Source organism: Pseudacidovorax sp. 1753 (assembly GCF_040544975.1).
Lineage (GTDB): Bacteria > Pseudomonadota > Gammaproteobacteria > Burkholderiales > Burkholderiaceae_C > Xenophilus.
Genome location: NZ_JBEPKY010000022.1, coordinates 15,394 through 28,554 on the forward strand (window position 1 = coordinate 15,394; position 13,161 = coordinate 28,554).

The 13,161-nt window shown below is 73.8% G+C and carries 12 protein-coding genes; 4 read left to right on the forward strand and 8 right to left on the reverse strand.

The window, feature by feature from the left end; all coding sequences use genetic code 11:
- Positions 1 to 2: 2 nt before the first annotated feature.
- From ABIC63_RS23710 to ABIC63_RS23725, 4 genes are all read right to left on the reverse strand, one after another.
- Positions 3 to 809: a hypothetical protein gene (locus tag ABIC63_RS23710; protein ID WP_354321595.1), complete on the reverse strand. Its 807-nt coding sequence runs from the start codon at positions 807 to 809 to the stop codon at positions 3 to 5.
- A 28-nt stretch (positions 810 to 837) separates the two neighbouring features.
- Positions 838 to 2,790 (reverse strand): ATP-binding protein, encoded by a 1,953-nt coding sequence (locus tag ABIC63_RS23715; RefSeq protein WP_354321596.1) that lies wholly within the window; start codon positions 2,788 to 2,790, stop codon positions 838 to 840.
- A 246-nt stretch (positions 2,791 to 3,036) separates the two neighbouring features.
- Entirely contained in the window at positions 3,037 to 4,035 is a 999-nt protein-coding gene (locus ABIC63_RS23720) for an ABC transporter substrate binding protein (protein ID WP_354321597.1), read from the reverse strand.
- Between the two features lie 121 nt (positions 4,036 to 4,156).
- The gene (locus tag ABIC63_RS23725) at positions 4,157 to 6,214 is read right to left on the reverse strand and encodes an ATP-binding response regulator (protein WP_354321598.1); all 2,058 of its coding nucleotides are present in this window, start codon (positions 6,212 to 6,214) and stop codon (positions 4,157 to 4,159) included.
- Positions 6,215 to 6,313: 99 nt separating this feature from the next.
- Here ABIC63_RS23725 and phnD point away from each other — a divergent pair, with 99 nt between their 5' ends.
- From phnD to ABIC63_RS23740, 3 genes are all read left to right on the forward strand, one after another.
- Positions 6,314 to 7,420, forward strand: coding sequence for a phosphate/phosphite/phosphonate ABC transporter substrate-binding protein (gene phnD / locus ABIC63_RS23730; protein ID WP_294367834.1), 1,107 nt, complete (start codon positions 6,314 to 6,316; stop codon positions 7,418 to 7,420).
- Positions 7,407 to 8,453, forward strand: coding sequence for a phosphate/phosphite/phosphonate ABC transporter substrate-binding protein (locus ABIC63_RS23735; RefSeq protein WP_354321599.1), 1,047 nt, complete (start codon positions 7,407 to 7,409; stop codon positions 8,451 to 8,453). Before phnD ends, ABIC63_RS23735 begins: the two co-directional genes overlap by 14 nt.
- A gap of 111 nt (positions 8,454 to 8,564) precedes the next feature.
- Positions 8,565 to 8,804 (forward strand): hypothetical protein, encoded by a 240-nt coding sequence (locus ABIC63_RS23740; protein WP_294367829.1) that lies wholly within the window; start codon positions 8,565 to 8,567, stop codon positions 8,802 to 8,804.
- A gap of 73 nt (positions 8,805 to 8,877) precedes the next feature.
- On the opposite strand, the gene ABIC63_RS23745 is transcribed toward ABIC63_RS23740, so the two are convergent.
- The 4 genes from ABIC63_RS23745 to ABIC63_RS23760 form a co-directional block, all read right to left on the reverse strand.
- A complete protein-coding gene (locus tag ABIC63_RS23745; RefSeq protein ID WP_354321600.1) occupies positions 8,878 to 9,807 on the reverse strand; it encodes a LysR substrate-binding domain-containing protein in 930 nt (309 codons plus the stop codon).
- A 26-nt stretch (positions 9,808 to 9,833) separates the two neighbouring features.
- Positions 9,834 to 11,036 (reverse strand): CaiB/BaiF CoA transferase family protein, encoded by a 1,203-nt coding sequence (locus ABIC63_RS23750; protein ID WP_354321601.1) that lies wholly within the window; start codon positions 11,034 to 11,036, stop codon positions 9,834 to 9,836.
- Positions 11,033 to 11,155 (reverse strand): hypothetical protein, encoded by a 123-nt coding sequence (locus ABIC63_RS23755; RefSeq protein WP_354321602.1) that lies wholly within the window; start codon positions 11,153 to 11,155, stop codon positions 11,033 to 11,035. Before ABIC63_RS23755 ends, ABIC63_RS23750 begins: the two co-directional genes overlap by 4 nt.
- 98 nt (positions 11,156 to 11,253) lie before the next feature.
- A complete protein-coding gene (locus ABIC63_RS23760; protein WP_354321603.1) occupies positions 11,254 to 12,453 on the reverse strand; it encodes an MFS transporter in 1,200 nt (399 codons plus the stop codon).
- Between the two features lie 91 nt (positions 12,454 to 12,544).
- On the opposite strand from ABIC63_RS23760, the gene ABIC63_RS23765 reads away from it, so the two are divergent.
- Entirely contained in the window at positions 12,545 to 13,129 is a 585-nt protein-coding gene (locus ABIC63_RS23765) for a TetR/AcrR family transcriptional regulator (RefSeq protein ID WP_354321604.1), read from the forward strand.
- Positions 13,130 to 13,161: the final 32 nt, after the last annotated feature.

Genomic DNA, 13,161 nt, shown 5'->3' on the forward strand with positions numbered 1-13,161 from the left:
CTTCAGTCGCCCGGCGCGGGCGGCGGGGTCGGCCCCATGCGCGCCGCCAGCGCCCGCCCCAGGTCACCCACCTGCACCTGCTGGCCCTGGTGCGACAGCCGCGACTGCAGGTCGGCCCAGACGGTGCCGCCCAGCTGCTGCCAGCGGCGGCAGAAGGCGTAGTCCTCGCTCAGGTAGCGGCCGCCGCCGGGCTCGGCCATCACGTCGAAGAAGCGGTGGTGCGGCAGGTGCGCGTTGGCATGGTCGCCAGGGTCGGGCGTGTAGCGCAGCTCGGGCATGGCTTCGGCCATGCGCTCGAAGACGCCGCGCTCGATCAGCATGAAGCCGGTGGGCGCGTCCAGCACCGGCACGAAGCCGTCGGCATCGGCCGTGACCGGCGTGTCGCCCACGTTGAGCGGATAGCGCGCGTAGCGGGCGTCGAAGTCGGCCTGCCGGCTGCCCGCGGGCAGCGCCTGGGGCAGGCCCTGCTGCGGCCAGGCCGAGGTGCGGTAGGGATAGATGCCGGCCACCACCGGCCGCCCGGCCAGCAGCAGGCGCAGCGCCGCCTCGGGCTCGAAGCCGATGTCGGCATCGATCCAGAACAGATGCGTCCAGCGTGCGTCGGCCATGAACTCGGCCACCAGCCGGTTGCGGGCGCGGGTGATCAGGCTGTCGCCGTCGAGCAGCCGTGTCTGCATGGCGAAGCCGTGCTGCCAGGCCAGGTTGGCCAGGCCCAGCAGGCTGCGCGCATACAGGCTGCCCACCTGCGCGCCATGGCAGGGCGTGGCGATGAAGGGGCGGATGCCGCTCAGTTCGCTGGGATCGCGCATGCAGTGGGCTCCAAGGGGGATCGAGGCATCATTTCAACGTGGCAAGCAAGGCGCGCAACCGGGCGGGCGCGACGGGCTTGGTCAGCACGGTCGCGCCCGCGGCGCGCAACCGCTGCAGGGCCTGCGGACCGGTCGCGCCCGAGATGACCACCGCCAGCGCATCGGGTTGCAGCCGGCGCGCGGCGGCCAGCACGTCCAGGCCGTCCTCGCCCTCGGCCAGCTGCAGGTCGCACAGCACCAGGTCGAAGCGCTCGCCCGGCGCGCCGAGGCAGGCGACGGCGTCGCGCGCGCTGGCCAGGCAGACGGCCTCGCAGCCCCACTGGGCCAGCAGCTCGGCCGTGGCGATGCGGATGTGCGCGTCGTCGTCCACCAGCAGGCAGCGCAGGCCGGCAAGCGACGGTTCCCCGGGCGGTACCGAGGCCGCGGGCACGGGCGCGACCTGCGGGGCGGCCTGGGCCTGCGGCAGCGCCAGCGAGAAGGTGCTGCCGCAGCCCAGCGCCGAGTTCAGGCCGATGCGGCTGCCCAGCAGCGTGGCCAGCCGGGCGCAGATGGCCAGCCCCAGGCCGAAGCCCTGGCGCCGGTCGCGCTCCACGTTGGCCACCTGGTAGAACTCCTCGAAGATGCGCTGCTGGTGGATGGGCGCGATGCCCACGCCCCGGTCGCGCACCTCGATGCGCACCCGGTCGCCCCCGCGCCGCCGCGCCGTGACCAGCACGGTGCCGCCCGGCGGTGAATGGCGGATGGCGTTGGCCACCAGGTTGCCGACCACGCGCTGGAGCATGCCGCCGTCGCTGCGCACGGCCAGCCCGCGGGCCCGCCACGCCACGCGCACGCGGGCGGCCGCCGCATGGGCCGCATGCTGCGCGGCCAGCGCATCGAAGAGCGGCGCCAGCGGCAGGTCGGCCACCTCGGGCGTGAGCACGCGCGCGTCCAGGCGCGAGATCTCCAGCAGGTCGTCCAGCAGCAGGCTCATGAAGGCCGTGCTCTCCTGCAGCCGCAGCAGGGCGGGCCGCTGCGTCTCGGCCGCGCCGGTGAGCAGGCCGTCGATGAACAGGCCCATGGCATGCAGCGGCTGGCGCAGGTCGTGGCTGGCCGCAGCCAGGAAGCGCGAGCGCGACAGCGCGGCCTGCTCGGCCTCGGTCATGCGCTCCAGGGCCACGGCCGTGGCCTCGCGCACACGCTCGTCGCTGGCCTGCTTGTGGCGCTGCAACTGCTCGGCCATGCGGTTGACGTCGTCGGCCAGGGTGGCGAACTCGTGCATGGGCCGGCCGCGCCGCGGCGTGCGCCCGGCGATGGCACAGCGGGCGTCGAACTGGCCGGCCTGCAGCGCCGCGACGGTCTGCGTCACGCGGCGCAGCGGCCGGGCGATGTCGCGCGCCATGTGCCGCACCGCCAGCCAGGCGCCGCCCAGCGCCAGCAGGCCGATGCCGATGCCGGTCAGCAGCGACTGGATGCGGGCGCGGCGCAGCTGCGTGGTGTCGCGCAGGGCCACCACGCTGCCGATGGCCTGATCGCCGGCCGCGGTGACGCCCGGCGGCGCGAAGGCCATGGTGCGCGAGGCCTCGCGCAGCAGCACGGGTGCGGTGAAGCTGCGCAGGCGGTCCGGGTGGGTGGCATCGGCGCCGGCGGCCACCACATGGATGCCGGCGCCATTGCTGATCTCCACCCGGCTGGCCTGGCCGCCGCGCAGCGCGGCCTGCGCCACGCTCTGCAGCGCGGCCACGTCGCCGGCATAGAGGCTGAGGTCCGACATGGCGGCGACCTGCCGCGCGATGGCCCGCCCCTCGGCCGCGAACACGTCGTCCAGCATCGCGAGCCGGCTGTGGGTGAGCCAGCCCGTGAGCAGCAGCGCCACCACCGCGCAGGGCAGCAGCCCCAGCCGCACCAGGTCGCGCTGCAGGCTGCCGCGCACCACGAGCAGCCGGCCGGATGCCGTGTCAGCCGGCCGCGGATCGCCCCCGGCAAGCGAGCCCACGATCATTTCAACGATCCACCGCGCCGGACACCCGCGCACCCTCAATGGTCAGAAGGCCGCGGAGCAGGCCACGCCAGGGCACCCGAGGAACTGGCTTCGCCAGGCCTCTGGGTGCGCCCCCTCGAAGCCGAAGGCGCAAGAGAGGGGCTGAGGGCCGCGGCTCCAAGCCTGCCTGCGCAGGCTTGGACGTGCCCGAAGAGCAGCCGCCTCTGGCGGCCGCCCGGAGCGTGGCAGCGGCATGGGGGGGTGCTCTCATCTCTGTCCGGCCAAGCGCTCGGTCAGCGACTGCTCGGTGGGCAGCACAAGCCCGAGGCTGCGGGCCACATTGGGATTCACCCGGGCCACCGCGGGCGAGGCGCTCTCGACCACGGGCATGGGCGTCACACCGCCCGCCGCGGCGAGCCGCCGGCCCATGGCCTGGGCCTGGCGCGCCAGCAGCGCCGGGGTGGAGACGGCCGCCGCCAGCGCGCCCGATCGCACGATGCCCTCGTTGCTGCCGAAGACGGGCACGCCCGCGCTGGCGCCGGCATGCAGCACCGCCAGCGTGGCGGCCTGGCTGCTGCCGATGGCGTCGGGCAGCACCAGCAGGGCCTCGCAGCGCGGCAGCACGGCGCGCAGGGCGCCGGCCAGCGACAGCGCATCGGGCGCCTGCTCCACCTGCAGCGACCATTCGCCGCCGGCCGCAGCGCGCTGCAGTTCGCGCAGCATGGGCTCGGATTCGGCGGTGGCCACCAGCCCCAGGCGGCGGCGCCCGGGCAGCACGGCGTCGATCAGGGCGAGCTGGTCGGCGAAGGAGGGCTCGCGCAGCAGCACGCCGATGCGCCGGCCCGGCATGCGCAAGGCGGGCAAGGGACGCAGGCCCTCGTAGTCCAGCCGGCTGAGCATGGCGAGCAGCAGCGGCTCGCTGCCGCCGCGGTCCAGCGCCGCACGGGCCGCCGCCGCGCCCACGGCGACGGTCAGGCGCTCGGGCATGGCGGCGGGCCGCAGGCTGCGGGTGCGCACGCCGGCATTGGCGGCGGTGCGCTCGTCTTCGGCCTCGGCCGGCTCGGGTGCGGCGCCCGCCGGCAGGCGCAGCAGTTCGGCCGAGGGCTGGGCCACGCGCAGCTCGCGGGCGAATTCGGCATGGCCGGGCGCGTCGTCGGCCAGCAGCACCGTCCAGCCGGCCGCATGCGCCGGCCCCAGGCTGGCGAGCAGGGCCAGGCCCAGCAGGGCGGCCCGCAGGCGCTGGCGGAAGGGGGAGCAGACGGGCATGGAGGGGGCAGGAACGGGCGGCCGCCCACTGTACGAAGCGCCCGCGCCGAGGGCGATAAGGCGGAGGGACTAGCGAGGCGGGCTGCCGGCGCCGCAGGCGGCCGGCGCTATATCCGATGGCCTACACCGCTCGCGCAGGCGGGCCGCCGTCCGGCGCGATGCCGCGCGCCACCACCTGGGCCTGGATCGCCTGGCGCAGCAGCCGGGGCGACACCGGCTTGTAGAGCACGGCCACGCCGGCCGAGGCGACCTCGCGCAGGCGCTCGGGCTTGGTCTCGCCGGTGACCAGCAGGCAGGCGGTGTCGTCGCCGATGCCCTTGGGATGCCGGCGCAGCGCCTCCAGCACCGCCAGGCCGTTGTCACCGGCACGCAGCAGCAGGTCGCTGACCACCACGTCGGGCGGCACTTCCCAGGCGTCGGCCAGGGCCAGGGCCTCTTCGCGGCCCTGCGCGGCCATCACGGTGGCGCCGCTGGCGCCCAGCACCACCTGCAGGCCTTCGAGGATGCCCGCCTCGTCGTCGATGACCAGGATGCGCAGGCCGTCCAGCCGCACGTCGCCGGACGGCGCCGAGAGGGTGAGCGGCTGGGTGATCGTGGCGGCCGGGCGCACCACGGCATGGGCCGGCGGATGCGCCGCCCGCAGCAGCAGCCGCACGCGCGTGCCGCGGCCGGGCACCGAATGCAGCTCGGCCCGGGTGTTGAGCAGCCGCGCCAGCCGCTGCACCGTGGCCAGGCCCAGGCCCATGCCGCGGGTGCCGCGCGACTGCTGCGGATCGACCTGGTAGAACTCCTCGAACACCCGCGACTGATGCTCGGGCGCGATGCCGATGCCGGTGTCCCACACCTCCACCCGCACCGAGCGGCCGCGCCCCCGCGCCGCCACCAGCACGCCGCCGCCGGGCGTGTGACGCAGCGAGTTGGAGACCAGGTTCGACAGCACGCGCGTGAGCATCACCTGGTCGCAGCGCACCCACAGGTCGGTCTTGCGCACCACCAGGCGCAGCTCCTGCTGCTCGGCCACGGGGCGGAAGTTGCGGCTGATCTCGTCGAACACCGCATCCAGCGGAAAGTCGGCCCACTGGGGCTGCAGCACGCCGGCGTCCAGCTGCGACAGGTTCAGCAGCTCCAGGAAGAGCCGGTCCAGCGAGTCCACGCACTCGCGGATGTGGGCGATGCGCTGCAGCTTGCCCGCATCGGTCTCGCCATTGGCCAGGCCGTCGGCGAAGAGCGTGAGCGCATGCAGCGGCTGGCGCAGGTCGTGGCTGGCGGCGGCCAGCAGCCGGGTCTTGGCCTGGCTGGCCACTTCGAGCTGGGCGTTCTTGCGGGCCAGCTCGGCCGTGGCCGTCTCGATGCGGCTTTGCAGCAGCCGGCGGCCCTCGGCCAGGGCATGGGCGGTGGCGTTGAAGCCGTGCTGCAGCCGGCGCACCTCGGCCGCGCCCTCGATGGCGACATGGGCCTCCTCGCCCGCGCCCAGCCGGTCGACGGCGCGCGCCAGGCGGCGGATGGGCGCACTGATGCGCCGCGCCGCCCAGCCGGCCGCCAGGGCCACGCCCGCCAGGCTGGCGCCCAGGGCCAGCAGCACGTTGAGCCAGACGGCCCGACGGGCGCTGCCGACGGCATCCAGGCTCATCTCCACCATGACCTGCCCGCCAGAACCGCGACCGTCCAGCGCAGGCACCGGCACCACGGCGCGCAGGCCGGCGCCGCGCGCGCGGTCCTGCGTCTCGGCATTGGCCAGGATCTCGCCGTCGTCCGACCACACCTGCACCTGCTGCACATGCGGCTGGGCGATGCCGGACTGCGCCAGCCGCAGCAGGGCGCGGCGGTCCAGTTGCGCCAGCGGCGCCTGCGCGGCGGTGGCCAGCTGCAGGCCCACGGTCTGGGCATTCGCCCGCACCAGCTCGGTCATGCCGTCCAGGTACTGGCGCATCAGCACGCCGATGGCACCCATCATGGCCAGGGTGGCCGGCAACACGGCCAGCAGCACCATCTGCTGGCCCAGCGACAGCCGCGCCAGCGAGAAACGCGCCCCGCGCCCCTGCCGCGGCGGCGGTGGCGCGCTGGTGGCGGGGCCGGTGTGCGCCGCCGGCACGGGCCGCGCCGCGGCGGCCCGGGGCGGACCGTCGGCGGCTTCGGCGGCCGTGCGCATTGGCTGGGAACGGCCCGGCAGGGCGCTCATGTGAGAAACGTCACAGAAAAAACGTCGAATGTTTTCTAATTGTGAATTGTCCGCAGCCGCACCACGACTGCGCATTCGCTCTAACCCGTTCAGTCAGCCATGCCCGCGCCCCTCGCCGCCGCCCGTCCCGACTGCCAGCCTCAGAGGCGCCTCCGGCGCCCTTGCCTTGTCGCCGGCGTCGCCCTGAGGCGGGCTGCGCAGGCCCTGGCCGCGCTGTGGATCGGCCTGGCCGCCAGCCTGTCGGCTGCGCAGCAGGTGCTGCCGCCGACTGCGCCGGCGCCGGCGGCCGCGCCGGTGCGCTTCGGCATCCTGCCGCTGGGCGGCGCCTTCGAGTCGCGCAACGACTGGGAGCCGCTGCTGGCGGACATGGGGCGGGCCATCGGACGGCCGGTGACGGTGCTGTCGGTCACCTCGTACGAGGCGCTGGACCAGGCCATCCAGCGCGGCGAGGTGGACATCGCCTTCCTCTCGGGCCGCATGGCGCTGGACGCCGTGACGCTGCGCCAGATGCGCGTGCTGGCGCAGGTGACGCGCCACGACGGCCTGCCCGGCTACCGCGCGCTGCTGCTGGTGCGCGAGGGCGGGCCCCTGCCCTCGCTGGAGGCGTTGCTGGCCGAGCCGGAGCGCTGGCGCCTGGCTCGCGGCGAGCCGCGCTCGGTGTCGGGCTACATCGTGCCGCAGCTGCAGCTCTTCCTGCCCAACCGCATCGCCATGGAGCGCTTCCGCAGCGAGACCGTGGGCACCCACCAGGCCACCGCCCTGGCCGTGGCCAATGGGGATGCCGACGTGGCCACCAACAACACCGCGGATTTCGAGCGCTTCCGCCTGCAGTTCCCGGCCGAGGCGCGGCGGCTGCGGGTGATCTGGGAATCCGACCTGATCCCGCATGCGCAGATCGTCATGCGCAACGGCTACCCGCCCGCGCTGCGGGGCCAGGTGCAGGCCTTCCTGGTGGCCTACGGCAAGGCGCCGGGCGCGCGCGGCGAGGCGCAGCGGGCGGTGCTCAAGTCCCTGCACGACCTGGCGGGCTTCCTGCCGGCGGACAACAGCTCGCTGGTGCCGGCGGCCCGCCTGGCCTACCAGCTGGCGCGCCAGAACGCCATGACCGCGCAATGGGTGAACGAGGAAGCCCGCCAGGCACGGCTGCAGCGGCTGGACGCGGCCTTCGCCGAACAGATGGCCGCCCTGCGCGATGACGGGCGCTGAAGGCCGCCGCCGGCTGCTGGTCGGTGCCCTCGCCCTGGGCGCCGGCGCGGCACTGGCGCCGGGGCTCGCGGCCGGTGCGCGGCCCGGCGGCGAGCGCGCCGGTGCGCCCGCCGCCCTGGTGTTCGGCCTGCTGCCGATGGGCGACGCGGTCGAGAGCCGCCGCCGCTGGGAGCCACTGCTGCTGGCCATCGCCTCGACGCTGCGGCGGCCGGTGACGGTGTTCAGCGCCTTCCAGTACGACACGCTGGACCGCGCCCTGCAGCACGGCCGCGTCGACTTCGCGCTGCTGTCCGGCAAGATGGCGCTGGACGCCGTGACGAGCGGCCCGATGCAGGTGCTGGCGCAGGTGCGCCGACGGCGCGACCCGCGGCAGGTGGAGCACCGGGCGCTGCTGCTGGGGCGCCTGAACGGCGGCCCGGCCTCGCTGGACGCCGTGCTGCAGAACCCCGAACGCTGGCACATCGCGCGCGGCGACCGCCGCTCGGTGTCGGGCTTCATCGTGCCGCAGTCGGAGCTCTTCCTGCCGCATGGCGTCGACATCGAGACCAGCTTCAAGGCCGAGACGGTGGGCAACCACCAGGACAACGCCCTGGCCGTGGCCAATGGCGATGCCGACGTGGCCACCACCAACAGCACGGATTTCGAGCGCTTCCAGGCCCTGTTTCCCGCCGAGGCGGGGCGACTGCAGGTGCTGTGGACCTCGCTGCCCACCCCGCCCGCGCAGATCGTCGTACGGCGCGACCTGCCGGCCGAGCAGCAGGCCGGGCTGCGCAACCTGCTGCTGGACTACGGCCGCGCGCCCGGCGCGGACGCGGAGCGGGCGGTGCTGCGCTCGCTGCAGGCCGACCTGGGCTACGAGCCCGCCGACGACAGCGCGCTGCTGGAGGCCGCGCGCATGCAGCGCGACCTGGCGCTGCGCCATGCCCGTCTGGCGCAGTGGGTGAGCGAGGATGCGCGGCAAGGCCGCATCGCGCGCGTGGAGCGGGAGTACCAGGCGCAGGTCCGGCGCCTGGGCAACGCCGCCCGCGACTGAGCCGGCCTACAGCGGCTGGCCGGGGCGTCCTACCGCCGCGCCGAGCCGCTGCGCCACCATTGGGGTCGAAGAGCGGCGCGACCGCGCCCGCCAAAGCAAGAGACCGCCCCCATGAGCAACGCTCCCACCGAAAAGCCCGATCCCGCTGGCGAAGGCCAGACCCGCACCAAGCAGAGCCACGGCCACGCGCCGCGCATGCCGCACGAGCGCGACCAGTCCGCCGACAGCCAGGAGGCGCGCGACGGCCAGCCCACCGAGCGCGGCAAGCGCGCCCTGGACGACCTGGAAAGCGGCCGCAAGGACACCGACCGCGGCCAAGCGGCGCACGAGGCCTATCAGAAGCAGAAGTAGGCGGTCGCCCGCGCATTCGCCGGGCATCCACTCCCCTCTCCCCCAAGGGGAGAGGGAGCCAACGCAGATCACCTCAGCCCACGCGCCCCCAGTAGTCGGCGCGGCCGTACTGGGCCTTGAGGAAGTCCAGCCACAGCCGCACCCGCAGCGGCAGATGCCGGCGCTCGGGGAACACGGCGTAGATGCCGTTCGGTGGCGCCGCGAATTCGTCGAGTACCGGCGCCAGCAGGCCAGCGTCGATCTCCGCCTCCACCTCCCAGGTGCTGCGCCAGGCGATGCCCAGGCCCGCCAGGCACCAGTCGTGCAGCACCTGCCCGTCGGTGCAGTCCAGCGGGCCCGAGGGCTTCAGGTGCACCACCTCCACGCCCTCGCCATCCTGCCGCGGCACCTGGAAGGCCCAGCCGCGCGTCTGCGAGGCGTCACTGCTGAGCGTGAGGCAATCGAAGCGCGCCAGGTCCGAGGGATGTCGCGGCACGCCGTTCCGACGCAGATAGGCCGGCGTGGCCACGCAGCGGCGGCGGTTGTCGCCCAGGCGCATGCTGACCAGCGAGGAGTCGGGCAGATCGCCCACACGTACCGCGCAGTCGTAATGCTCGCCGGCGAGGTCGATGACACGGTCGCTGAGGTTGAGCGACACCGTCACCTCCGGATGCAGTTCACGGAAGCGCGGCACCAGCGGCGCCACATGGCGGCGGCCGAAGCCGGCCGGCGCGGTCACCCGCAGATGGCCGCTGGCCTTGACGCCGCCCGCGCTCACGCTGGCCTCGGCATTGGCCACCTCGGCCAGCAGGCGCTGGCAGTCCTCCAGGAAGGCGCTGCCCTCGTGCGTGAGCGTGAGGCGCCGCGTGGTGCGCAGCAGCAGCTTGACGCCCAGGCGCTCCTCCAGCGCATCGAGCCGCCGGCCGATGATGGCGGCGGCCACGCCCTCGGCCTTGGCCGCGGCCGCCAGGCTGCCGCGCGCGGCCACGGCCACGAAGGTCTCCATCTGCGTGAGGCGGTCCATGTCGCGCCCCCTTGCCAACCGGTCAGTCAGCCGGCCGTGGCGGCGGCCGCGCCGGCTGCCACCATGGCCTCGATCTGCGCCTCGGCATAGCCGGCGGCGCGCAGCAGCTCGCGCGTGTGCTCGCCGATGGCCGGCGGCTGCAGGCGCAGGGGCGGACGCACGCCGTCGATCGTCAAGGGCAGCAGCGGCACCTGGGCCATGTGGCCGTCGTTCATGCGCACCGGCGCCAGACCGCCGCTGGCCACCAGGTGCGGATCCTCGAAGAGTTCGTGCGGGCGTGTGATGGGCGCGAAGGGCAGCGCATGCTGTTCGAACAGCGCGGTCAGTTCGGCCGCACTGCGGGCCGCCAGACGCTCGCGCAGGATCGGCATCATCCAGGAGCGGGCGCGGACGCGGTCGTTGTTGGTGGCCAGGCGCGTGTCGGCCAGCAGGTCCTCCAGGCCGCAGGCGCGGCAGAAGACGGGCCACTGCTTGTCGCTCACCACGGCCAGGAAGATCTGCTGGCCGTCCTTCACCGTGAAGACGTCGTAGATGCCCCAGGAGGAGATGCGCGCGGGCATCGGATCGGCCGCAACGCCCGTGGCGGCGTACTGCAGCATGTGCTGGGCGACCAGGAAGATGTTGTTCTCGAACAGGGCCGACTGCACCTCGCCGCCCTCGCCCGTCTGCTCGCGCCGGCGCAGTGCGGCCATCGCGCCGATGGCGCCGAAGAGGCCACCCATGATGTCGTTGACGCTGCTGCCCGCGCGCAGCGGATCGCCGGGACGGCCGGTCATGTAGGCCAGGCCGCCCATCATCTGCACCGTCTCGTCGAGCGCGGTGCGGTTCTCGTAGGGGCCGGGCAGGAAGCCCTTGTGGCTCACGTAGATGAGGCGCGGGTTGTCGCGGCGCAGCGTGTCGTAGTCCAGGCCCAGCTTCTTCATGGTGCCGGGGCGGAAGTTCTCGCTCACGATGTCGGCCGTGGCCACCAGCCGCCGTGCGGCCTCCAGGCCCTCGGGCGTCTTCAGGTCCAGCGCCACGCTCTTCTTGTTGCGGTTGAACGCCGGGTAGAAGCCGGCGCCGGCGCCGAGCAGGCGGCGGGTGTCGTCGCCGGCCACCGGCTCCACCTTGATGACCTCGGCCCCCAGGTCGCCCAGCAGCAGGCCGCAGGTGGGGCCCATGACCATGTGGGTGAACTCGACGACCCGGATCCCGGTGTAGGGCAAGGGCTGTGGGGCGGTGTCGGTCATGCGGTCGTTCCTGGTCCAACACGGCGCAGCGCGTCGGCGGCAGCGGAGCGGGCGGCCTTGGCCCGTGGCACGCCATCGCCTGTGTCGATGGGGTCGATGGGCACCTGGCCGGGGTTCATGCGCGCTCCGAAAAACCGCCGATGTTATCGGCGCTCAGTGGGCGAGAGCGGCGCTGGCAGGGCTGCGCCGGGCGTGCGCCTCCTGCTGCGGCCCGGGGTCAGGCCCGCTCGTGCGTCGTCTTCCATGCCAGCAACGCCAGCGTCACCAGCACGAGGCCGTAGCCCAGCGTGGTGGCATGCAGGCCGAAGGTGCCCACGGCCAGGCCCGCCAGGATGGCCGGCACGCTGAAGGCCAGGTAGCTCAGCACGAAGAAGCTGGACATGAGACCGGCCCGCTCGTGAGGCGTGGCCACCGGCACCAGGCTGCGCACGGCCGCATTGAAGCTGGCGCCGAAGCCCATGCCCGCCACCACCGTGCCACCGAAGAAGGGCAGGGCCTGCTGCGCATGCACGCCGAACAGGGTGACGGCGAGGCCCACGGCCAGCAGTGCGGCGCTGGCACGCAGCACGCGGCGCGCGGGCCGCTGGCGGACCACGTACATCGCGGCGGCTCCCGTCAGCACCAACGTGGCAATGAGCACGCCGCCGGCCAGCGGCGTGGCCCGGCCTGTCACGAGCCGTGCCAGGGTCGGCCCCAGCGACAGGTAGAAGCCGCCCAGCGCCCACCCGGCGGTATTGAGCGGCATGAGCCGCAGGACCAGCGCGCGGGCAGGCGGCGGCACGTGCGCGCGCGGCACCATCGAGGCCCAGGCACCCGGCCGCGGCGTGACGGTTTCCGGCAGGCGCAGCGCCAGCAGCGCCTGGAGCACCAGCGCGACCAGAAGCACCTCGTAGACCAGGTGCATGGGCTCGGGCGCGAACTGGACCAGCGCACTGGCGCCCAGCGCGCCCACCGCCATGCCGATCATGGGCGAGAGACTGTTGAACAGCGCGCCACGGACCGGGTTCAGGTCGAGCAACATCGCACTCATCACGCTCGTGGCCATGCCGGTGGCGATGCCCTGCAACACGCGGGCGGCGATCAGCCAGCCCACCGACCCCGCCTGCCAGAAGAGCGCAACAGCGCCGATCTCCAGCACCAGCGCGGCCAGGATCACGGTACGCCGACCCAGGTGGTCCGACAGCGCGCCGAAGACGAGCAGGGCCGCGAGCAGCGCGAATGCGTAGCTGGAGAACACCACGGTGAGCACCAGCGCCGAGAAGCCCCAGGCCTCCCGATACAGCGCATACAGCGGCGAGGGCGCGCTCGACGCGGCCAGGAAGGTGATCACCAGTGCCACGACCAGTGCGAAGGCAGCGCGCGACGGAAGGCGGCGAACAGCGGCCGGCGCCGACGGGGCAAGAGCGGGGGCAGGCATCGAAAAGCTCCTTTAACGCAAAATATTTGCGTTTGCGGATTGTGTGCGCAGTGGGTCATTAACGCAAATTCTTTGCGTTAATATTGGAAGCATGGCTTCATCGATCCCTGGAAACCGCACCGCGCCCCGCCCCGGCGGCCGCAGCGCGCGCGTGCAGGAGGCGGTGCACCGGGCCACACGCGAGCTGACCGCGGAACATGGTCGCGAGGCGCTCACGGTTCCGATGGTGGCCGCACGCGCGGGGGTCACGCCATCGACCATCTATCGCCGCTGGGGCGACCTCGCCCAACTGCTGGCCGATGTGTCGGTCGAGCGCATGCGGCCCGAGGGCGAACCGGCCGACACCGGCTCGCTGCGTGGCGACCTGCTGGCCTGGGCCGAGCAGTACAACGAGGAGATGTCCTCGCAGCCCGGCCGCGGCATGCTGCGCGATGTGCTGTCCGCGCAGTCGCCGGAGGAGCCCCCGTCCTGCCGGTGCGCGAGCTTCGTGGCGATGCAGATCGGGGTGCTCCTGGCCCGTGCCCAGGCGCGCGGCGTGGCCGCGCCACCCGTCGAGTGTGTGATGGACAGGCTGGTGGCGCCGCTTCTCTTTCGGCTCCTCTTCACGGCCGAGCCTGCCGGCGCCCAAGACATCGAAGGCTGGATCGACGCCAGTCTGGCCGCTCCTTCAGCCTGAAAGTCGCGGCGCGCGGGGTCCGGCGGTGTGAG